Below are 22,621 nucleotides of genomic sequence, written 5' to 3' on the forward strand. Positions count from 1 at the left end.
GGTCAAGCGGCGGGCTTTTTGGGTGGGGAAGCGTCAGTAGTAGAGGTGCAGGCTCAGCAGGTGCCACGAGAAGGTAAACCACACGGCAACCAGGGAGGCCACCAACAACGCCAGGCTACCCAGCTTGCACCCCCAGCCATCCGGCTCACGCCACGCATGCCAGGCATTCATCGCCACGGCCATCGTGCCGAGACAGGCGAGCAGGCCGATCAGCTGCAGCAGGCGCAGGCGCGTGTCGAGCTGCGAGGTGCCGGTCTCCAGGCGCGGCAACATGAGCCACCAACCCGCAGCAAACAGCAGCTGCAGGATGGCGGTGACGCAGCTCAGGCGATACCAGCGCCCGGCCCAGTCCGACCACGCCACCGGTTTGTTCAGAACACGGCGCAGCAACACTGCAACCGGCCACGACAGCGCAGCCAGGAGGAACACAGCGAGCACTCCACCCAGCAGCGGCTGCATACGCGTGGGCGACAGCCAGGCCGGCACCGGAAGAAAGACCTGGGTTGGTGCGAGCTCATCGATGGAGATCCAGCGGACCCTGCCATCCTTTACCTCGGCGCCGAGATGGCTGCCGCTGGCGTCGTCGACCCAAAGATACGGCTTCACTTCGCGCCAGTGCGCCGGGCCCACGAGCTGATCGAAGCCCGGCGTGCGCAACGTACCGTCAGCCGCCATGCCGACTTCCACCTGCGTAAACAGATTGCGCAGCGAGCGGAAGTTGCTCACGGACATCTTGCTGCCCAGATAGCGGCCCACGATCACGGCACCGTGGGCGGGTGCGGTCGCCAGCGTGGGTTGCCTGATCTGCGGCAACGGCGGGAAATAGCGATCGGCAAAGCGATTCAGCAGTTGCCGCCGCAAGCCGCCATCGTCGGCACCATCGACCGAGACAAACAAGCCGACATGCGGTTGCCTGAACAGCGCCAACGCGCTGTGGAAGTAGCGGGTGTTGCTGGTCTGGCCGATGATGTCCTGGCCATGGCGGTCCAGGTGATAAAAGCCAAGGCCGATCGCCCGCAGTCCGGGCACGCTGGGGCGCGCGTAGCTGTGCATCTGCTGGACGGTTTCGCCGCGCAGGAGTTGGGCGTCGCCGACACGGCCGTCCTGCAGATGGGCGATCATGAAGCGCGCCATGTCGTTGCCGCTGATCGACAACGCTCCCGCCGGAACCGCGGGCATCCATCCCGGCGGCAAAGGCGGCCCGTTGGGCGACAGGTAGCTTCCGGCCATGTCGGCCTGCAGCGAGGGCGGCAGCGGTTGCCTGAACGTCGCGTGCGTCATGCCCAGTGGCTGGAAGATGTGTTGCTCGATGTACGTCTCGAACGGCACTCCGGATACGCGTTGCACGATATAGCCGGCCAGCGCGGCGCCGTAGTTCGAATACGCGGCCACCTCACCGGCCGGGAAAATGCGTGCCGGTACCCAGCGCTTCAGCCACGCCTCGTTGCTGATCAGCGACGAGGCGTCAGGCACATACAGGTCTTTCACCACGTCCTCGAACCCGGCGGTATGCGTCATCAACTCGCGCAGCGTCACCGGCTTGCCGTCGCGCGACGGGATGCTGAAGTCGAGATAGCGATTGACGTCGGCATCCAGGTCGAGCTTGCCCTGCTCGACCAGTTGCATCACCGCGGTCGCGGTGAACAGCTTGGAGAGGGACCCCGCGCGGAACAGCGTCGTCGCAGGATCGACCGGTCGCTTCACCGCCACGTCGACATAGCCGTAACCCCTGGACCACAGGATGTCGCCGTCCTTGACCACCACGACCACCGCGCCAGCGATGGGCGCGCGCTTCATCGCGTCGGCCACCAGCGGATCCAGCCAGGACGCGGCGTCGGCTGCGGTCAACTCGTTCGCGCCCAGCGGCATGGCCGTCGCGCGCTTTTGCTCCTTGATGGGCGTGATCTGGATCTGTGCCTGCGCGGCGACTTGCAGCGACATCACGCAGAGTGCCAGCAACGCGAGCAGCCGAAGGCGAATAGGGGCGCGTTCCCACGCGGCGCGTGCTGGCCTGCTCATCGTCCGGTTCCCATCAATGCGATCCGGCCAGTATGACGGGGGAGCCGTCGTGTTCGATGTCAACGCCGGACTGACGGGTAGGTACGATTCAGCCTTTGCGCAGGAATCCGCCGAGCGCCAGCACCGCACCCACCACGATGGCGGCGATGCCCACCGATGGCGGCATCGTCTTGTCGTGCGTGGCGGTGATCTTGGCCGAACCGATCTGCACCAGCGTGTCGGTCTGCTGGTAGCTGCCATGGCCGAGCAGGACCCAGATACCCGCGGCGAGCAGGATGAGGCCGACAACGATCAGCAATGCGCGCATGGAAGCCTCCTGTGGACGAGGCTCCGATCATAGGCGGGACGGGGGCAAGGGAAAAGTCGACGGCGGCACGATGGAAGGCCGCCGTCGCTGGGGAAAGTCGATCGGTTTCAGCCGATGCGGGCGAACAGGGCACCGTGGCCCGGCAAGTTCAGCCGGCCGTTGCTCAGGTCACCATGGGCAAGACCGTGGCCGTTGATCGGTATCGCCGCGTCCATGCCCGCGAGCGAGGTTTCGACCGCTTCATGGGACAGGTTGAAGGCAGCGAGCAAGGTGTCGTTGCCATGGCGACGGGTAAACGCCAGTACCGGCTCGGGCGTGTCGAGGAAGCGGATATCACCCCAACGCAAGGCCGGTTGCGACTTGCGCCACGTCATGAAGGCGCGGAAACCATTCAGCGCGGAGTGCGGCTCGGCGTCCTGCAGCGCCACGGCCAGCGCGCGATGCTCGGCCGGCACCGGCAGCCACGGTTCGCCCACGCTGAAACCGGCGTTGACGCCGTCGTTCCAGGGGATCGGCGTGCGGCAGCCATCGCGGCCCTTGAAGGTGGGCCAGAACGTGATGCCGTAGGGATCCTGCAGGTCTTCATAAGGCACGTTGGCTTCGGTGAGGCCGAGTTCTTCGCCCTGGTACACGCATACCGAGCCGCGCAGCGAGCAGACCATCGCGCTCAGCATATTGGCCAGGCGCACCGACGCGTCGCCATTGCCCCAGCGACTGAGCACGCGCTCCACGTCGTGATTGGAGATGGCCCAGCACGGCCAGCCCTCGAGCATCTGCGCTTCAAGGTTCTGCACCGTGCTGCGGATGTAGGCGGCGTTGAAGTCGTTGGTAAGCAGCTCGAAGCTGTAACCCATGTGCAGGCGGCGGCCGCTGGTGTATTCGGCGGTGGTCGCCAGCGAATCCTCCGAGGAGATTTCGCCGATCGCCGCGACGTCCTGGTAGCGATCCATCAACGCACGCAGGTCTTCCAGGAACGCGAGGTTCTCCGGTCGCGTGTTGTTGTAGTAGTGGTACTGGAACGCGTACGGATTGTCCGGGCTGAAGCCCCGGCCCACGCGCTTGTCGGCGGGCTTGGGCGGGTTATCGCGCAGCTCACGGTCGTGGTAGCAGAAGTTGATCGCGTCGAGGCGCAAGCCATCCACGCCCTTGTCCAGCCAGAACTGCACGTTATCGAGCACCGATTGGCGCACGTCCGGGTTGTAGAAGTTGAGGTCCGGCTGCGAGGTCAGGAAGTTGTGCAGGTAGTACTGGCCGCGGCGCGGTTCCCACTGCCAGGCGCAGCCGCCAAACAGCGACAGCCAGTTGTTCGGCGGGGTGCCGTCGTCCTTCGCGTCGGCCCAGACATACCAGTCGGCCTTCGGGTTGTCGCGGCTTTCACGGCTTTCCTTGAACCAGGCGTGCTCGTTCGAGGTATGGCTGAGCACCTGGTCAATCATCACCTTCAGGCCCAGCTGGTGTGCCTTGGCGAGCAGGCGATCGAAGTCGTCCAGCGTGCCGAACAGCGGGTCGACATCGCGGTAGTCGGCGATGTCATAGCCGAAATCGGCCATCGGCGAGCGGAAGAACGGCGCGATCCAGATTGCATCCACGCCCAGTCCAGCCACGTAATCGAGCTTGTCGATGATGCCCGGCAGGTCACCAACGCCATCGCCGTTGGTGTCCATGAAGCTGCGTGGATAGATCTGATAGGTGACGGCCCCTCGCCACCACGGTGCATCACTCATGTCGCATTCCCGATGTTTCCGCCCAATGCCCGCGTCGCGAAGACCCGTGGCCAGCCCGAAGCGCGGGGGCAGCTTAAACGCAGAGCGGTGACGCAATGATTTGACTGCATACGTATTCAAAAAAGCACGATATTGCGGCGCAGCAGGACTCGGGAGGATCTTCGTGCAGCGAAAAAAATTGCGCGTATCACGGCGCGTGAGCGCGCGAAAAAGCCGCACAGATAAGGCACGCAAGGCGATTGGCGGTGGCATGCGGCGCGCGCGGAAGTGGGTGCTGCGAGGGCCGTGAACCGTTATCATTTTGTCAAAGGTGCACAAAAAAACGCGGTAATGAATACGTATGCATAGACCTGTTCGCGTTTTGGCGCAGCCCTACCATGGCCGCCACGCGACTGGGCCCTCCGAGCATCGGCATGCACTGGCGCGTAGCCCGCAGCAGTCTGTGGGGACTGTTGCGGCAACTACATAACAAGCAAGTGCAAACCCGTGGGAGGGGAAGACGGTGATACTGAAACGTAATGTGCTGGCCCTGGCGCTGGCGTCCGGCCTTTGTTTTACCGCCGGCATTCAAGCAGCGCCGGTTGATACGGGTGCGACGGCCGGTGGTTCCGCTGCCAATACGGGCACGGCCAACGACCAGACCACGCCCGCGTCTGCGCAGCAGACCGACCAGAGCAAGAAGGACAACAAGTCGGCTGACCAGTCCAAGCAGACTGAAGATCAGCAGCTGGCCAAGAGCCTGTCCACCATCACGGTGACCGGTTTCAACCAGGGCATGGAGCGGTCGATCGACTACCAGCGCTACGCCGACACCATCCAGAACGTCATCACCTCGGCCGATATCGGTGGTCTTCCCGACCAGTCGATCGCCGACGCGTTGACGCGCCTGCCGGGCGTCTCGGCCGAGCGCATTGCCGGCCAGGCCTCGCAGATCAATATCCGCGGCCTGTCGGGCAACTTCATCCAGACCACGCTCGATGGTCGCGAGCAGCCGTCGACCAGCGGCAGCAACTACATCAACTTCGACCAGTACCCGTCCGAGCTGATCAACATGGCCACGGTGTACAAGTCCTCGCAGGCTTCGCTGGTCACTGGCGGCGTGGGCGGCACCATCGCGCTGCAGACGGCGAACCCGCTGAACGCTCCGCAGGACCAGACGCTCAACGTCGACGCACGCGGCAGCTACAACGGCCAGGCGCATGACGTCGCCGGCGCCAACGCGCTCGGCTATCGCCTGAGCGTGGCCTACCAGGGCAAGTTCCTCGACAACACGCTCGGCGTCGGCATCGGCGTCGCGCAGATGTACCAGCCGCACGTGGCCGAGCAGTTCGTGGGCGAGGCCTCCGATGGCACGCTTTACCAGGTCACGCCGTCGCAGCAGGGCTACCTGACGCAGGGCATCCAGCTGCAGCAGAACGGCGGCACCGAGCGTCGCACGGGCTACCTGACGACGATCGTGTGGAAGCCCACCGACGAACTGCAAGTGACCGCAGACAGCTTCTTCTCGAAGTTCAACAACAGCTCGTTCGGTTACGGTTTCCGCTCGCAGAACTTCTACGGCAATAACGCCACCATCACCAACCCGGTGTTCAGCTCGCTGGGTACCATGATCGGTGGCACGGTGAGCAGCAATCCGCCGGGCGTTGGTGGCGACCAGTTCTCCAACGAGACCACGGCCGACAACTACTCCGCGACCACCTATGTGTTCTCCGGTGGCCTGAACGCGAAGTGGGATCACGATCGTTGGCATGTCGAAGCCGATGCGTCGATGTCGCGCGCGTCGAGCAACGAGATCAACGTCGATACCACGGCTGACCCGTACAGCGGCCTGGGCACCGCCAACCCGCAGCTGATGTCGCAGCAGGTGACCTATGCGCTGGCTGGTCGCCAGATCGGTACGGCGTCGTTCGCCAATCCGGGCATCTATACCAACCTCAACGACCTGGCCTTGTCGCGCTACGGTGTGTATCCGTACATCTATCACGACAAGATGAAGGCCTTCCGCACCAGCGTGAAGTACGACCTGCCGAACAGCTCGTGGCTGTCGGGGCTGGAAGCGGGCGTCTACATCAACAACCACGATTACCAGGCCGATCGCGAAGTCTACGTTTACGGCTCGGAGTGGAACACCTCGCCGGTGGCTGGCCAGCCGCCGCTGACCATCCCCAGCAGCGATGCATCGCTGCGCTGCTGGAAGGGTAATTTCTCCGGCTTCCCCTGCTTTATGCAGCTGAATGGTTCGGCCATCCTTGCGTCGCATGGCATCACGGCCACGCCGGTGAAGGACTGGAACAACAGCTGGTCGGAAATCCAGAGCGGCTCGGTGGACGAAAAGACCCGCGACCTGTTCTTCATGGCCGATATCGATGCGCAGGTGTTCGGGCATGAGCTGACCGGCAATGCCGGCGTGCGTGTCTCGCACCAGTCGCAGTACAGCACCGGCCTGCAGCAGGTGGGTAATGGCGCCGGCGTGCCGATCGCTGACGGTTACGGCGTGATCAGCACCGACTATGCCCCGCTCACCGTCGGCAAGACCTATACCGACTGGCTGCCGTCGATGAACCTGATCTATCACCTGACCGACGACGATCAGATGCGCTTCTCGGTGGCCAAGGTGCTGTCGCGTCCGCCGATCGACAAGATGCTGGCGGGTGCCGGTTCGTGGGTGTCCAACGGCCAGTACAACGTGTGGGGCGGTACCAGCCCGCTGCTGGACCCGCTGCGCGCGACCCAGTACGACCTGGGCTATGAGCACTACTTTGACGATTCGTCGGGTGCGGTCACCGCGGGTGTGTTCTACAAGCACATCCAGTCGTTCATCCAGAGCGTGACTTACGACAACTATGACTTCGCCGCGGCCGGTATCCCCGTGCCGATCGATCCGACCACCGGCAAGCCGTACCTCAATGGCCAGTTCCAGACGGCGTACAACGCCCAGGGCGGCAACGTTCGTGGTCTCGAGCTCGCCGCTTCGAAGAACAAGTTCCTGCCGGGTATCTGGGCTGGCCTGGGTGTGCAGGCGAACTTCGCCTTGACCTCGAGCACGGTGAGCAACCCGACCAACCTCGGTGGTCCGACCACCTACGTCGGCCTGCCGGGCCTGTCGAAGCGTGTGGCCAGCGCGGCGGTGTTCTACGACTACGGTCCGTTCTCGGCCCGCGTGTCCGGCAACTACCGTTCGTCGTTCCTGTCCGATTCGCAGATCGCAGTGAGCAACCAGCTGGTGACGTTTGCGGCGGAGACAGTGTACGACTTCCAGGCGTCGTACAACATCACCCAGCAGCTGAGCGTCGTCTATCAGATGCTCAACATGACGAACGAGCCGACGCGCACCTACTTCGGCGGCAATCCCCAGCAGACCGGCACGATCCAGTACTTCGGTCGTACCAGCTACCTGGGCCTCAACCTGAAGCTGTAATCCTAGATCGCGCCGGCGCCTCCGCAAGGAGCGCCGGCGCGATGCCTTAGGGGCTTTGCTACCGCAAGGATGCAAGGCACCGGCACACCGCGAGGCCTGGCGTGGCGGTTACCGGCCCCGGCGATGGCCGCGTCCGCGTACCGATCCGTCGATGGCCTGCGGCCCTCGAATGGAGCAAGGCATGTCGCGGTATCGCTTATTCACCCCTCTGGCTTTCCTGTTTGCGATGGCTTGTGGTTCGGCTGTCAGCACCACCCTCGTCACCCATGCGACCGATGCGCCAGCGGCGCCCGCTGCGACGGCTCCTGCCTCCGGCGTCTATTACGAAATCTTCGTGCGCGCCTGGTACGACACCAATGGCGATGGCATCGGTGACCTCAATGGCGTCACCGCCAAGCTCGATTACCTGAAATCGCTGGGCATCAGCGGCATCTGGCTGATGCCGATCAACCCTTCGCCCAGTTATCACGGCTACGACATCACCGATTACTACGGCATCAATCCGCAGTACGGCAGCATGCAAGACTTCCAGCACCTGCTCGATGAGGCGCACAAGCGCGGCATCGCGGTGACCATGGACATGGTGATCAACCACACCAGCCAGCAGCATCCCTGGTTCCTCGCCGCCCACGATCCCGCCGACCCGCACCACGACTGGTTCACCTGGGCCGGTGCACACCCGGACCTCAACGCGCAGAGCGCGCCGGGCGGCAGGATCTGGCACAAACTCGGCGACACCTATTACCTGGGCGATTTCGGCGGCGGCATGCCGGACCTCAACTATGACAATCCCGCCGTGCGCGCGGAGATGGTCAAGGTCGGGCAGTTCTGGCTGGCCAAGGGCGTCGACGGCTTCCGCCTGGATGCGGCCAAGCACATCTACGACGACTTCAAGTCGCGCGAGCACGATCCGGACATCGTCACCAAGAATGTCGCCTGGTGGACGGAATTCCATGACGCCATCGCCACGGTGAATCCGCGCGCCACCCTGGTGGGCGAAGTGATGGCCAAGTCGCCCGACGAGCTGGCACCGTATCTGAAGCCGCTGGGTTCGGTGTTTGACTTTCCGCTGGCCGAGCAGTTGATCGTCAGCGCCAAGAGCGAGCGTGTGGGCAAGCTCGACAAGCTGCTGGAAGACACCTACGCCGCCTATCGCGGCGCCGGGGATGTTCCGTATATCGACTCCACCTTCCTCTCCAACCACGACCAGGAACGCGTGATGAGTCGCCTCGACGGCGATGGCCAGCGCATGCGCATGGCCGCGGCGATGCTGCTGACCCTGCCGGGCCGGCCGTATATCTACTACGGCGAAGAGCTGGGCATGGAGGGACGCAAGCCGGACGAGAACCTGCGCGAGCCGATGCGCTGGCAGCGCGAGGCCGAAGTTGGCGAAACGCGGTGGAAGCCGTCGAGCGTGAATCAAGGCGAAGCGGTGTCGGTACAGGCCGAGCAGGACGACCCTGCTTCGATGCTGAATTTCTATCGCATGCTGATCAGCTGGCGCAGCCAGGTCGGCGCGCTGCGTGATGGCGACCTGCGGATGCAGGCCACCGGCAACTCGCACCTACTCGCCTATTGGCGCCAGGACGGCAGCCAGCGTGTGCTGGTCGTGCATAATCTTTCCGGCCAGACCGCCACATGGAAGCCGGCCAGCCAAGTGCTGCCCAAGGACGCCAGCGTGCTGTTGAAGAGCAAGTCCGATGTTTCGCTCACCGGCGATAGCTTGAAGCTCCCCGCCTACAGCAGCGTGGTGCTGCACTGATGCGCGCTCGCCTGCTCGCCTTGGGCCTGCTCGCCGCCATCACCGGCACGCCTGCGCTGGGCGCCGAAAGCCAGGCTGCGGTGACGACGGATCGTCTCTCCCTCGCCTTGCCGCACGGCGATCTGGAGTTGCGTCTGCTGGCGCCGGGCATCGTGCAGCTGCGCGTCGCGGGTGCCGCTGCGGCACCGGCCACGCCGGTGATCGATGCGCAGGCCAGCTTCGCCACGGTGACGGCGACGCTGGAACAGCAGGGCGACGAGCAGGTGTTGCGCTCGGATCAGGTGACGCTGCGCTGGAATCCTCGCCGCGCCGAGTTGCGTATGGAGGACCACGACGGTCGTCTGTTGCTCACGGCAGATCTTGCGCATGCCGTCGAGGGGCGCTGGTCGCTACGCCACGCCAAGGGTGAGCCGCAATACGGCATCGGCGGCCTGAACGCCTTCGATGCCGCAACCGGCGATTTGCTGCGCCAGGGCAAGCAGGTCGCAACGGCGGGCAATCAAGGCCACACTGGCGCGCCGCTGGTATGGAGCAGTGCTGGCTACGGCGTGCTTGCCGACGCCGAGCCAGCACGCTTCGATCTGTCGGATACCACGATCGGCATTCGTGCCGAGCATGCGACGCGCAAGGATGCGCTAGTGCCGCAGGCGCAGGATGCGCAGGAGCGGCCCGTGCGCACGCTTTATCTTCTCGCGGGTCAGCCGGCCGAGCTGTTTGCCGGCTTGCGCCAGCTGAGCGGCGCGGCACCGATGTTCCCGAAGTGGTCGATGGGCTTTACCAACAGCCAATGGGGCATCGACCAGCAGGAGGCGCTGGCGCTGGTGGACACCTATCGCGCCAAGCACATTCCGATCGACAACTTCACCTTCGACTTCGATTGGAAGGCCTGGGGCGAGGATAACGGCGAATTTCGCTGGAACACCGACAAGTTCCCCGGCGGTCCCGATGGCAGCTTGAAGCGGGCCATGGATGGTCGCGGCATGCACATGACCGGCATCATGAAGCCGCGCGTGCACGTGGACACGATCGAAGGTCGCGAGGCGACCGCACACGGCTACTGGCTGGCCCAGTCCAAGCCGGCACCGGACTACTTTTCGCACAAGACCGTGCGCGATATCGACTTCGACAACCCGGCGGCGCGCGCCTGGTTCTTCAACGATGCGCTCAAGCACTCCTACGACACCGGCATCGTGGGCTGGTGGAACGACGAGGCCGACGATAGCGGCATCGACACCCAGTTCCTCAATATGCAGCGCGCGCTATATGACGGCCAGCGTGCCCACAGCGCCCAGCGCGTGTGGTCGGTGAACCGCAACTTCTACCTCGGTTCGCAACGCTACGCGTATGGCGTATGGTCCGGCGATATCCAGAGCGGCTTCGCCAGCATGGCGGCGCAACGCCAGCGCATGCTGGCGGCGTTCGACGTCGGCGCGATGCATTGGGGCATGGACGGCGGCGGCTTCAAGGCGCCTCGTCCCACGGACGAAAATTACGCTCGCTGGATCCAGTTCGGTGCGTTCACGCCGATGTTTCGCGTGCACGGCGATTTTGGCCAGAAGCGTCAGCCCTGGGTCTATGGCCCGGTGGCGGAGAAGGCGGCCACGGAGGCGATCCGCCTGCGCTACGCGCTGATTCCCTATATCTACGCCTACGAATACCAGAACCACCTGCACGGCGTGGGCCTGGTACGACCGCTGCAGTTCGCCTATCCCAACGATCCCGCGCAGCGCGACCGCATCGATGCCTGGATGTTTGGCGATTACCTGCTGGTCTCGCCCGTGGTCGAGCAGGGCCAGACGAGCAAGCAGCTGGCCTTGCCCCCGGGGCGCTGGATCGGCTACGCCGACGGCAAGCGCTACGAGGGAGGCAAGACCGTCACGCTACCGGTCGACGCCAAGGCTTGGAGCGATATACCGCTGTTCATCCGCGAAGGCGCGATCATCCCGCAACAGGTGCCGATGGAGTATGTCGACGAAAAGCCGGTGACCTCGCTCGACGTCAACCTGTTTCCCGCCGGGCAGGAGACGCGCTTCGACTACTACGACGATGACGGCAACACGTATGGCTACGAGCAGGGCAGTTATTTCCTGCAGCCGTTGTCGGTCCAGCGCAACGATGCCGTGGTGACGTTCCACGCGGCCGCCCCGTCCGGCAGCTACCAGCCGGCACTGCGCCACTACGTGCTCGCATTTCACGGCGGCGTGGCAAGTGCTGTGAAGAATGACGGGCAAGCCTTGCCCAGGTTCGATGGCGTGGAGGCCTTGCGTGAGGCACCCGGCGAAGGCTGGGCGCAGGGCAAGGATCGCTACGGCGACGTGACCTATGTGAAGATCGCAGCGGGCGCGGACCGCCATGTGCAACTTACTTCAGCAGCCGACCAGCCATGAGCCTGCGTAAGACTTCCCGGTGGGGCCATCGCAGCGCCTTGGCGCTTGCCTGCGGCGCCTTGCTGTTTACCGGGTTGGCCCACGCCGATGCCGCCGCTCCCGGCGATACCCGGGCCAGCGTGAGCTGGCAGGGCAAGACGGCGAACATCAGCGCGGCATCCGATGGCAGCTACCTGCTGCGCTCGCCACAGGGCGAGCGCCGCATCCCTGCACAGAAGCTCACCGTGCACACCGCCAGCCCGTTGTTCGACGGGCTGTTTGCGATGGCGCAGGACGATTTGCGCCAGGATTCGGTGGCGGCGATCCGCGACGGCGCCTTCGACCACGGTGAGTCGATCGCCTGCAATTGCTTCGAGACCGGCGAGAAATGGCGTTACGTATGGACGCGCGACCTGTCCTATGCCGTGGATCTGGCCTTGTGGCGCATCGATCCGGCGCGTTCGCGCCAATCGCTGCGCTTCAAGTTGTCCGAGGTGCGCGAACCGTCCGCGCCGCAGGGACTTTATGTGATGCAGGACACGGGCTCGGGCGGCAGCTGGCCGATCAGTACCGATCGCGTGGTGTGGTTCCTGGGCGCGCGGCATCTGCTGGACGACCCGGCCTTTGCGGATGAGACCTGGCGGGCGCTGACCGATACGCTGGCCCAGGACCGCCTTTATGTCTTCGACGAGCGGCTCGGCCTCTATCGCGGCGAAACCTCCTTCCTCGACTGGCGCGAGCAGAGCTACCCCGACTGGACCGCGAAGGACGTGCGCTTCATTGCCGAGTCCTATGCGCTATCCACCAATGTGCTGCATTACCAGGCCTTGCAGCTGGCCGCTGGCCTGGCCGAACAGCGTCACGATGCGCTGGCGCCGGCGTATCGCGCCCAGGCCGAGGCGCTGAAGCGCGCGATCAACGCGCATTTCTGGCGTGCCGATCGTGGCATGTACATGAGTTACGTCGGCGCCGGAGCGATGCCGATCGAAGCGTATGACTTGCTCGGCCTGTCGCTGGCCATTACCAGTGGCGTGGCCGACCCGAAGCGCGCGCGGCAGGCGCTGGCCAACTATCCGGCCTGGTCCTCCGGCAGTCCGGTGATTTGGCCGGAGCGCGCCGACCAGCCGATCTATCACAACCGCGCCATCTGGCCGTTCGTTAGTGCCTATGCGTTGCGCGCTGCGCGCAGCGTCAACGATGCACCGCGCATCGCCCATGAGATGGACTCGTTGCTGCGCGGCGCGGCCTTGTCGGCATCCAATATGGAGAACTTCGAGCTGGCCACGCAGTCGGTGCACGTCGAGGACGGTGCCCTCAGCGGACCCGTGGTGGATTCGCCGCGCCAGTTGTGGTCGGTGGCCGGTTATCTCGACATGGTCCTCGGCGGCGTGTTCGGGCTTGGCGACGATGGCAGCATCGCGCCGAAACTGCCGGTGTCGTGGCTGCCGCAGCTGTTCGGTGAGAACAAGCAGATCAGTCTCGACCTGCCGGGCCAGCGCATCACCCTGGTGCGCCCGGAAACCCTGCATGGCGATCTGCTGGTGGCCAAATCGCAGCATCGTGACGGCGACGAAACGGTGGTGGAGCTGACCGCGATGGCATCGGGTGCGGCACCACTGCGCATGGATGCACCGCTGTTCGCGCCGGCCACGCCTGCTGCTCCGGTCGTGGTCGAAACGCCCCAGGGCCGGCAAGTCACGGTGGCCGAGAAGTCCGTGCTGTATGTCGATGGCCGGCGGCATGGCGTGGTGGATGGCAAGACCAGCTTGCCCACGCCTGCGTCCATGCAGTGTCTTCAGGTCGCGACGCTCGGCAAGGACGGGCTGGAGTCGCTGCCGAGCGCGGAAACCTGCAAGGGCCCGGAGATCCATGTCGACAGCGCGTGGCCGCGGGAATGGCAGGCCACGGCGACCGGCAAGTTCCGTGTGTCGCTCGCCTATCGCAACGACCATGGCCCGATCAATACCGGCATCACGGCTGGGGTGAAGCTGCTCGATATACATTGCGATGGTGCCGCGCCGCAGCGCTTCCCGCTGGCGATGCCGCATAGCGATGGCGTGCAGCGTTCCACCTCGGCCATATTCGCGGCGACTGCCGGCGCGCTGTGTCGCTTCAGCCTGGAGCAGGGGTTCAATATGAGTTTTCTGCGCAACAACGCGCATTACACCGGCGGGCAGGGTGGGGCCGAAGGTCCCGTGAACGACGCCACCATCGAAGGGCTGCTGATTGCGCCGGTGGCCAACGGAAACCCGACACCATGACGCGCAAGCCCGAATTGACGTTCTGGCAGATCTGGAACATGTGCTTCGGTTTTCTTGGCATCCAGTTCGGCTTTGCGCTGCAGAATGCGAATGTCAGCCGCATCTTCCAGACGTTGGGCGCCGATGTCGCCGACATTCCCGCGCTGTGGATCGCTGCGCCGCTTACCGGCCTGATCGTGCAGCCGATCGTGGGCTATCTGTCGGACCGCACCTGGACCCGCCTGGGCCGGCGCCGGCCGTACTTCCTGATCGGGGCGGTGCTCACCACGCTGGCCCTGCTGGTCATGCCCAACTCGCCGGCGCTGTGGGTGGCTGCCGGGCTGCTGTGGATCATGGATGCATCGATCAATATCTCGATGGAACCGTTCCGCGCCTTCGTTGGTGACCAATTGCCGCCACGGCAGCGCCCGCTCGGCTACGCCATGCAGAGTTTCTTCATTGGCGTAGGTTCGGTCGTCGCGTCGCTGCTGCCGTGGCTGCTCGCCAGGATCGGCATCAGCAACGTGGCGGGGACGGGCGGCATTCCGGATACGGTGAAGTACGCGTTCTACCTTGGCGCCGCCGTGTTGCTGGTGTCCGTGCTGTGGACCGTGTTGTCCACGCGCGAATATCCGTCCGAGCAGCTCGAATCGTTCGCCGACAACGTGGTGGAAACGCAGGCGACCGATGTGTCGGGCGCCTGGCGCGTCGGCCTGGTGCTGCTGGGCATCGGCGTGGTCTTGCTGGCGGCGATTCGTTTCTATGCGCTGGAGAAGGAGCTTTACCTGCTCGCCGGTGGCTTCACTGCGTTCGGCGTCCTGCTTGCCTGGCTCTCGGCCACGCGCAGCCAGGGCATGCTACGGCAAGTGACGGGCGACCTGTATGGCATGCCGGCGCCGATGCGGCGCCTGGCCTGGGTGCAGTTCTTTTCCTGGTTCGCGTTGTTCGCGCTGTGGATCTACACCACCGCCGCCGTGACGGCCGTGCACTTCGGCAGCACCGATACGCATTCGGCGGCCTACAACGACGGCGCCAACTGGGTGGGCGTGTTGTTCGCCGCCTATAACGGCTTTGCCGCCGTGGCCGCCATCGCGATTCCGTGGATGGTGCGCCGCTGGGGCCTGCGCTTGAGCCACCTGGTGAATCTGTGGCTTGGCGGCGCGGGCCTGCTTTCGTTCCTGCTGATTCGCGATCCGCACTGGCTGCTGCTGTCCATGGTCGGCGTGGGCTTTGCCTGGGCGTCGATTCTGTCCTTGCCGTATGCCTTGCTGTCGGACAACCTGCCGGCCGCGAAGATGGGCGTGTACATGGGCATCTTCAATTTCTTCATCGTGATTCCGCAGCTGCTTGCGGCCAGCGTGCTGGGTCTGTTGCTGCGCGTGTTCTTCCACGGCCAGCCGATCTGGGCACTGGCCATGGGCGGCGCCAGCCTGCTGGTGGCCGGCTTGTTCACGTTGCGCGTGAGCGAGCCCGCGCTCGAGCTCTCCGCCGCTTCTGCCAGCACAGGACGCCATTGACGCCATGCGTATCCGTTTGCCTCTCGCCTCCCTGATTGTTGGCCTCGCAGGCACCGCGCTCGCTGGTTCCGTGCTTGCGGTGGACCATGCGCCGCACGACTTCTACGGCACCGACCTGCCGTTCGCCGCCAACGCGATCTATTTCGTGATGACCGACCGCTTCGTCAACGGCGATCCGTCCAACGATCATCGTGACCAGGGTGGCGCACACCACACCTTCGACATTCCCGTGCAGGGGCCGAATGGCGAGACCGACAACATCGGTTATCTCGGCGGCGACTTCAAAGGTGTACTCGACAACGCCGCTTATATCCGCGGCATGGGCTTTGGCGCGGTGTGGATCACGCCGATCGTGGACAACCCGGATGAAGCGTTTACCGGTGGCGATCCGGTGACCTGGGGTGCTTCGCTGGCCGACCGTGGCAAGGCGGGCTACCACGGCTATTGGGGTGTCAATTTCTACAAGCTCGACGAACACCTGCCCAGCAAGGACCTGGACTTTGCCCAGTTCACGCAGAAGATGCGCGCGCAGGGGCTGAAGACCGTGCTCGACATCGTCGCGAACCATGGCTCGCCATCGTTCAGCATGCCGGTGGCGCAGCCGATGTTCGGCCAGATCTATGACAAGGACGGCAAGCTGGTTGCCGACCACCAGAACCTGGCGCCGTCCGATCTCGACCCGGTGCGCAATCCCCTGCATCGGTTCTATCACGCGTACGACGACCTGGCGCAGCTGTCCAACAACAACGATGAAAATCCGGCGGTGCTGGATTATTTCGTCGGTGCGTACCTGCAATGGGCAGACCAGGGGGCGGACGCGTTCCGCATCGACACCATCAGTCACATGTCGACCGCGTTTTGGAAGCAGTTCGCCACGCGCATCCGCGCCAGGCATCCCGGCTTCTTCATGTTCGGCGAGGCGTTCGACTACAACCCGGACAATATCGGCCAGTACACCTGGCCGCGTAACGGCGGCATCAGCGTGCTGGACTTTCCGCTGCGCCAGCGCGTCGCCGAAGCGTTCGAGCACCCGCATAGCGACTACGCACGCGTGGCCGAGCGCCTGTACCTGCGCAATGGTCCGTACGCGAACCCGTACGAAGTGGTGACGTTCTACGACAACCACGACATGGCACGCCTCAACGCCACCGACGACGGTTTCATCGACGCGCATAACTGGCTGTTCACCGCCCGCGGCATTCCGGCGGTCTACTACGGCTCGGAAGTCGGCTTCATGCGTGGGCGCGCCGAGCACCAGGGCAATCGCAACTACTTCGGCCAGGCGCGCATTGATGCCGCGCCGAAGAGCCGCATCTACCAGCAGCTGGTGCGCATTGCCCAGCTACGCGCGCGCACCCCGGCCTTGCAGAAGGGCTTGATGTTGCCGGTGCAGTTCAAGGGCGACCAGGCGGCGTTCTATCGCGTTTACCAGAAGGGCAATGAACACCAGATCGCGCTGGTGCTGCTCAACAAGGGCGATGCACCCGCGTCGTTCGAGATTGCGGACCATCTGCAGCCCGGCACATGGAAGGCCGCCTTGGGCGGTCCCAACGTCGAGGTGGCCGCTGGCGGTGCGCTGCACGCCACGGTGGGCGCGCATGATGTGCAGGTCTATCTATTGGATGCCGCGGCGACGCGTCCCGACTTCGTCGCGGAGCTCACCCGGCTGATGAATGAGCGCGGCCATCCCGGCGCGGGCTAGGTAGGAGCGCACCCAGTGCGCGATCACGGGGTCACCGCTCCGTTGGCTTTTTGCGCACTGGGTGCACTCCTACAGGTTCAACCCTGGCGCAAGCTGGACCGGCGCACGATCAGCCGCGCCGGCAGCATGGCGCTCTCCGCCGGCTCGCCGCGGATCAGCCGCAGTAGGTTGTCGACCAGGATCTCGCCCGCCTGCTTGGTGTCCTGCAGCACCGTGGTCAGCGGCGGATTGACGAAGCTGGCCATGGTGATGTCGTCGAAGCCGGCCAGCGCGACATCGTCCGGCACCTTCAGCCCGTGATCGGCGAGCGCACGCATGGCGCCGATGGCGATCAGGTCGCTGGCGGCGAATACGGCATCGAAACTGACACCGTGACTGAGCAGCTTCTCGAGCGCGTCGTAGCCCGAGCGTTCGGTGCTCTCGGCGTTCACCTGCAGCAGGGGCTCGGCTTCCAGCCCCGCATCGCCAAGCGCCTTCACGTGGCCGCGGTAGCGGTCGAAGAATTCCGGGTAGTGACTTGAGGCGTCGCCAAGAAAGGCGATGCGCCTACAGCCTTGTGCGATGAGATGAGTGGTCACCGCCTGGCCACCGCTGACGTTGTCGCAACCGACCGATACGTCCGGCTGGTCGTGCAGCACGGCACCCCAGCGCACGCAGCAGGTGCCCTGGTCCACCAGTTTCTGCAGTTTGTCGCGGGTGGCGAGATAGTCGCCGTAGCCCAGCAGGATGATGCCGTCGGCTTTCTTGCTATCCGCGTAGTCCGCATGCCAGTCGCGCGAAAATTGCTGGAACGAGATCAGCAGGTCGTAACCGCGCTGCGCGCTGGCGCGCGTGATCGAGCCCAGCATGGAGAGGAAGAACGGGTTGATATGCGAATCATCCGCGGTCGGGTCCTCGAACAGCAGCAAGGCCAGCGTGCCGGTATGTTTGGCGCGCAGGCTGGAGGCGTTCTTGTCGACCTTGTAGTTGAGTTCGTCCACCGCCGCCTGGATGCGTCGGCGCGTTTCCTCGTTCACTAGCGGGCTGCCGCGCAGCGCGCGCGACACCGTCGACTGCGAGACGCCAGTCAGGTGGGCAATATCGAACGAAGTGACTTTTCCCTTGATCTGCACGCAGCCGTAACCCTTGAGGCAATGACGGCCGAGCTCCCTGTGGCCAGACAAGTTGTTCGCGGCATCCTAGCTGCTTTACGTGGTTCCCGCGCGTCGCGCCGCGACTTTGGTCCGGCGCGTGTCCTAGGCAAAAAAAGCCCCGAGGATTAGGGGGGAATCCTCGGGGCCGGGGTGGAAGCGAAACCCAGGGGAGAGGTTCGCTTACCGGGTGGCTCATCCAGGGAGGTGGTCTGAGCCGGTGGACGCCGTTGCGTGCATCCGAGTACTAAGAACGCACCACGCGGCAAAAGTTGCACTCACCAGGTCAGTTTTAGTTAGCGACGATTCATTTGAAGAAAATCAAACACTTCGCCACCGCCACCGCCACCGCCACCGCCACCGTCGTCGCAGCCGAGGCTGGGACGAGGCCGCTGGGAACAGGCTCTCAGTGCGCCTCGTCCCAGTTCGCTCCCACGCCCGCTTCCACCAGCAGGGGCACGGACAGTTCCGCCGCCCCCGACATGCGTTCGATCACGCCTGCGCGCACCGCCTCGACTGCGTCCTGGCGCACTTCGAAGACCAGTTCGTCGTGCACCTGCATCAGCATGTGCGCGTCGTCCCGCTGCTGCAGCCAGGCATGCACGGCCAGCATGGCGCGCTTGATGATGTCCGCGGCGGTGCCCTGCATGGGCGCATTGACGGCGGCGCGCTCGGCGCCGGCGCGCAAGGCCTGGTTGCGCGAGCTGAGGTTTTCCAGGTACAGCCGGCGACCGAACAGGGTCTGCACATAGCCGTCGCGATGGGCCTGCTCGCGGGTGGCGTCCATGAAGGCGCGCACGCCCGGATAGCGCGAGAAGTAGCGCGCCATATAGTCGCTGGCTTCGCCACGATCCACGCCGAGCTGCCGGGCCAACCCGAACGCGCTCATGCCGTACATCAGGCCGAAGTTGATCGCCTTGGCGGCGCGGCGCTGGTTGGCGCTGACTTCCTCAGGCTTGAGCCCGAACACTTCGGCGGCGGTGGCGCGATGCACGTCGCCGCCTTCGTGGAAGGCCTTGAGCAGCCCTTCGTCGCCGGAGAGGTGGGCCATGATGCGCAACTCGATCTGCGAATAGTCCGCCGCCAGCACCACCCAGCCTGTCGGCGCCACGAAGGCCTGGCGGATGCGCCGGCCTTCCTCGGTGCGCACCGGGATATTCTGCAGGTTGGGATCGGACGAGGAGATGCGCCCCGTCGCCACTGCGCCCTGGTGATAGCTGGTATGCACGCGACCGGTACGCGGGTTGACCATCTCGGCGAGCTTGTCGGTATAGGTCGAGCGCAGCTTGGCCAGGCCGCGGTAGTCGAGGATCAGGCGGGGCAGCGGGTGGTCATCGGCGATGGCGTCCAGCGCTTCCTCGTTCGTCGACGGCTGGCCGGTGGGCGTCTTCAGCTTGGCCGGCAGACCGAGTTCGTCGAACAGGATGGCCTGCAACTGCTTGGGCGAATCGAGATTGAATTCGCGGCCGGCGTTCTTCCAGGCTTCCTGCTGCAGTTCCAGCATGCGCTTGCCCAGCTGCTGGCTTTGCATGCGCAGCTCGTTCACGTCGATCAGCACGCCGCGCTGTTCCATCGCGGCGAGCACGGGTACCAGCGGAATCTCGATATCCTGGTAGACCGCGCGCAGGGCAGGGATGCTTTCCAGCTTTGGCCACAATGCGTGATGCAGGCGCAGGGTGACGTCGGCATCCTCCGCGGCGTAGCGGCAAGCGGTGTCCAGGTCGACCTGGGAGAACGAGATCTGCTTGGCGCCCTTGCCGGCGACCTGCTCGTACTTGATGGTTTCGTAGCCCAGGTACTTGCGCGCCAGCGAATCCATGTCATGCCGCGTGGCGGTGGCGTTCCATACATAGGACTCCAGCATGGAGTCGTGTTTGAGCCCCTGCACGGTGATGCCGTAGTGCGACAGGATGTTGATGTCGTACTTCGCGTGCTGGCCCAGCTTGGGTCGGCTGGGGTCCTCGAAGAACGGCTTCAAGGCCGCCAGCACCTGATCGCGCGGCAGCTGCGCCGGTGCCCCCGGGTAGTCGTGGGTCAGCGGCACGTAGCAGGCATGTCCCGGTTCCACCGACAGGCTGAGGCCGACGATATCGGCCTGCATGGCGTCGATCGAGGTGGTCTCGGTATCGAACGCGATCAGCGGAGCGCTGGCGATCTTCGCCAACCAGCCATCGAATTGAGCCTGCGTGGTCACCAGTTCGTACCGGCCTTCCATCGCCAGATCCGGTGCAGGCGCCTGCTGTAGGAGCGCACCCTGTGCGCGATGCTCTTCAGTGGAGACCGCGGAACCTGGATCGCGCACAGGGTGCGCTCCTACAACAACAGGGGCGGCGGCATCGTTATCGAGCTCCTTCAACGCGGCCTTGAATTCATAGCGCGTGAACAACTCGCGCAGCTGCTCCAAGTGGCGTTCGTGCAGGGCGAGATCCGTCACCGCCACATCCAGCGGCACATCGGTCTTGATTGTCACCAGTTCGCGCGACAGCGGCAGTTGCGGCAGCGCCGCGCGCAGGCTCTCGCCGATCTTGCCGCCGACCTTGTCGGCGTTCGCGATGAGCTGGTCCAGGGTGCCGTATTCGGCCAGCCACTTCGCGGCCGTCTTGGGACCGCACTTGGGCACGCCCGGCACGTTGTCGACGGTGTCGCCGGTGAGTGCGAGGAAGTCGACGATCTGCGCCGGCTCCACGCCGAATTTCTCCATCACGCCCGCGCTGTCGGTGGTCGTGTTGGTCATGGTGTTGACCAGGCTGACGCCGGGTCGCACCAGCTGGGCGAGATCCTTGTCGCCAGTGGAGATTTCCACCTCGATGCCTCGCGCATGCGCCTGCTCGGTCAGCGTGCCGATCACGTCATCCGCTTCCACGCCGCTCACCCGCAGGATCGGGAAGCCCAGCGCGGCTACGATGGCGAGCATGGGATCGACCTGGGCGCGCAGGTCGTCCGGCATCGGCGGGCGATTGGCCTTGTACTGGTCGTAGAGCGCGTTGCGGAAAGTCGGCCCCGGCGCGTCGCTGACGAAGGCGACATGGTCGGGCTTGGCCTTCAGCGTCGCGCGCAGCATGTTGACCACGCCGAACAGCGCACCAGTGGGCTCGCCCTGCGAGTTGCTCAGCGGGGGCAGCGCGTGGAAGGCGCGGTAGAGGTAGGACGAACCGTCGATGAGTATGAGCTTGGCCATGCGGGGGATTGTCGCACGCGAGCGGTGGTAGCCTGCCGCGCCTGGTTTCGGCGTGGGTCACGGGGCGGGGAAAGGGTAGCGGAGGCGTCCGTTGCGGTTCGGTGCAAGTTCGCGAACTTTCACGTGCATTCGCTGCCGCGCGCGGCACCCGGGATTTGCGCCCCTGCTACTGATCCCTCGCCCTATGACCCACCGCGGTTCACGAGCCGCATCGCCACGCGCTGCTATGCTCTGATTTCATCAGGAGGCCGTCATCATGAAACCTGTCGCGTTGCTTATCGTTCTCGGCGCCGCCGTCACATCCCAGGCGTTCGCCCAGACTGCAGGCTTCCCACCCGCGCCGCCGCCGCCGGGCATGAATGATCCCGGCGTGAAAGCCGTGACACCGCCGGCACCGGCACCGGCATCCGCAGCACAGTCCGCTCAGCCTGCCCAGCAAGCACAGGGCGCGTCGAACAGTGCAGCCGCCCGCCCGGGCCAGCCCGCCCTGCCGGCCATGCAGGAGCCGCGTGACGCGACGGGCCAGGCACCGCCGCAGGTGACCGTGCGCAAGCAAGGCGACGACACCATCCAGGAGTACCGCCGTAGCGGCCAGCTCTACATGGTGGTGGTGACGCCGAAGAACGGCATCTCGCAAACCTATATGGTCGACCAGAAGGGCGCCTGGACCAATGCCGGCGGCGAGCCGGTAAAGCCGGTGATGTACAAGGTGCTGGAGTGGGGCAAGGGCAAGTCCGCCGAGGACCAGGACAACGGCGGCCAATGAGCCGCCTGCTGGCACCGATGGACGCCGGTCCATGACGCTTCGCGCGGTGGGCCGGCCGTGAACCTGCGCGAAAGCTGGCTGCTGTTCGCCCTGGGTTCGGCGTTCTTCGCCGCGTTGACGGCGCTGTTTGGCAAGTTGGGCGTGGCGGGGATCAATTCGAATCTCGCCACCTTCATCCGCACCATCGTGATCCTGCTGGTGACGGCCGGCATCCTCAGTTTACGCAATGAATGGGCTCGTCCCACCGGGTTGCCGAACAGCAGCTGGGTCTTCCTGGTCCTCTCGGGCATCGCTACCGGCTTGTCATGGCTTTGCTACTACCGCGCACTGCAATTGGGGCCGGTAAGCAAGGTGGCGCCCATCGACAAGCTCAGCGTGGCCATCGCCATCGTGCTTGGCGTGCTCTTGCTCGGCGAGCAATTGAGCTGGTCACTGGTGATCGGCGGTGGCCTGATCGTTGCCGGCGCCATCGTCATTGCCGTGTTCTGAGCA

General features: G+C 64.8%; 13 protein-coding genes. 8 read left to right on the forward strand and 5 right to left on the reverse strand.

Translation table 11 applies throughout. The features are described from left to right. Positions 1-33 precede the first annotated feature (33 nt). From OUZ49_RS12295 to OUZ49_RS12305, 3 genes are all read right to left on the reverse strand, one after another. The gene (locus OUZ49_RS12295; RefSeq protein WP_266150711.1) at positions 34-2,019 is read right to left on the reverse strand and encodes a serine hydrolase domain-containing protein; all 1,986 of its coding nucleotides are present in this window, start codon (positions 2,017-2,019) and stop codon (positions 34-36) included. Positions 2,020-2,107: 88 nt separating this feature from the next. Next, entirely contained in the window at positions 2,108-2,326 is a 219-nt protein-coding gene (locus tag OUZ49_RS12300; RefSeq protein ID WP_266150712.1) for a hypothetical protein, read from the reverse strand. A gap of 107 nt (positions 2,327-2,433) precedes the next feature. Then, positions 2,434-4,050 (reverse strand): alpha-glucosidase family protein, encoded by a 1,617-nt coding sequence (locus OUZ49_RS12305; RefSeq protein WP_266150713.1) that lies wholly within the window; start codon positions 4,048-4,050, stop codon positions 2,434-2,436. 502 nt (positions 4,051-4,552) lie between these two features. Between OUZ49_RS12305 and OUZ49_RS12310 the strand changes: the two genes are divergently transcribed. The 6 genes from OUZ49_RS12310 to OUZ49_RS12335 all read left to right on the forward strand — a co-directional run bounded on the left by OUZ49_RS12310 (position 4,553) and on the right by OUZ49_RS12335 (position 17,055). After that, positions 4,553-7,468, forward strand: coding sequence for a TonB-dependent receptor (locus OUZ49_RS12310; protein ID WP_266150714.1), 2,916 nt, complete (start codon positions 4,553-4,555; stop codon positions 7,466-7,468). A 181-nt stretch (positions 7,469-7,649) separates the two neighbouring features. Next, entirely contained in the window at positions 7,650-9,230 is a 1,581-nt protein-coding gene (locus OUZ49_RS12315; RefSeq protein ID WP_266150715.1) for an alpha-amylase family glycosyl hydrolase, read from the forward strand. Then, positions 9,230-11,617, forward strand: coding sequence for a glycoside hydrolase family 31 protein (locus OUZ49_RS12320; protein WP_266150716.1), 2,388 nt, complete (start codon positions 9,230-9,232; stop codon positions 11,615-11,617). The genes OUZ49_RS12315 and OUZ49_RS12320 overlap by 1 nt, the downstream gene beginning before the upstream one ends. Further along, complete coding sequence (locus OUZ49_RS12325) at positions 11,614-13,857, forward strand: alpha-L-rhamnosidase-related protein (protein ID WP_266150717.1); 2,244 nt, start codon at positions 11,614-11,616, stop codon at positions 13,855-13,857. The genes OUZ49_RS12320 and OUZ49_RS12325 overlap by 4 nt, the downstream gene beginning before the upstream one ends. Then, the gene (locus OUZ49_RS12330) at positions 13,854-15,353 is read left to right on the forward strand and encodes an MFS transporter (RefSeq protein ID WP_266150718.1); all 1,500 of its coding nucleotides are present in this window, start codon (positions 13,854-13,856) and stop codon (positions 15,351-15,353) included. The genes OUZ49_RS12325 and OUZ49_RS12330 overlap by 4 nt, the downstream gene beginning before the upstream one ends. 4 nt (positions 15,354-15,357) lie before the next feature. Beyond that, the gene (locus OUZ49_RS12335) at positions 15,358-17,055 is read left to right on the forward strand and encodes an alpha-amylase family glycosyl hydrolase (protein WP_266150719.1); all 1,698 of its coding nucleotides are present in this window, start codon (positions 15,358-15,360) and stop codon (positions 17,053-17,055) included. Between the two features lie 77 nt (positions 17,056-17,132). Here OUZ49_RS12335 and OUZ49_RS12340 read toward each other — a convergent pair whose 3' ends face one another. Together OUZ49_RS12340 and polA are read right to left on the reverse strand one after the other, a co-directional pair. Beyond that, positions 17,133-18,161 carry a LacI family DNA-binding transcriptional regulator gene (locus tag OUZ49_RS12340; RefSeq protein WP_266150809.1) on the reverse strand — a complete coding sequence of 343 codons (1,029 nt, stop codon included), beginning with the start codon at positions 18,159-18,161 and terminating at the stop codon, positions 17,133-17,135. 430 nt (positions 18,162-18,591) lie between these two features. After that, positions 18,592-21,363 (reverse strand): DNA polymerase I, encoded by a 2,772-nt coding sequence (gene polA, locus OUZ49_RS12345; protein WP_266150720.1) that lies wholly within the window; start codon positions 21,361-21,363, stop codon positions 18,592-18,594. Between the two features lie 256 nt (positions 21,364-21,619). Here polA and OUZ49_RS12350 point away from each other — a divergent pair, with 256 nt between their 5' ends. Continuing rightward, positions 21,620-22,129 carry a DUF2782 domain-containing protein gene (locus tag OUZ49_RS12350; RefSeq protein WP_266150721.1) on the forward strand — a complete coding sequence of 170 codons (510 nt, stop codon included), beginning with the start codon at positions 21,620-21,622 and terminating at the stop codon, positions 22,127-22,129. A 57-nt stretch (positions 22,130-22,186) separates the two neighbouring features. After that, a complete protein-coding gene (locus OUZ49_RS12355; protein ID WP_266150722.1) occupies positions 22,187-22,618 on the forward strand; it encodes an EamA family transporter in 432 nt (143 codons plus the stop codon). Positions 22,619-22,621: the final 3 nt, after the last annotated feature.

This window comes from Dyella halodurans (assembly GCF_026283925.1).
Classification (GTDB): Bacteria; Pseudomonadota; Gammaproteobacteria; order Xanthomonadales; family Rhodanobacteraceae; genus Dyella; species Dyella halodurans.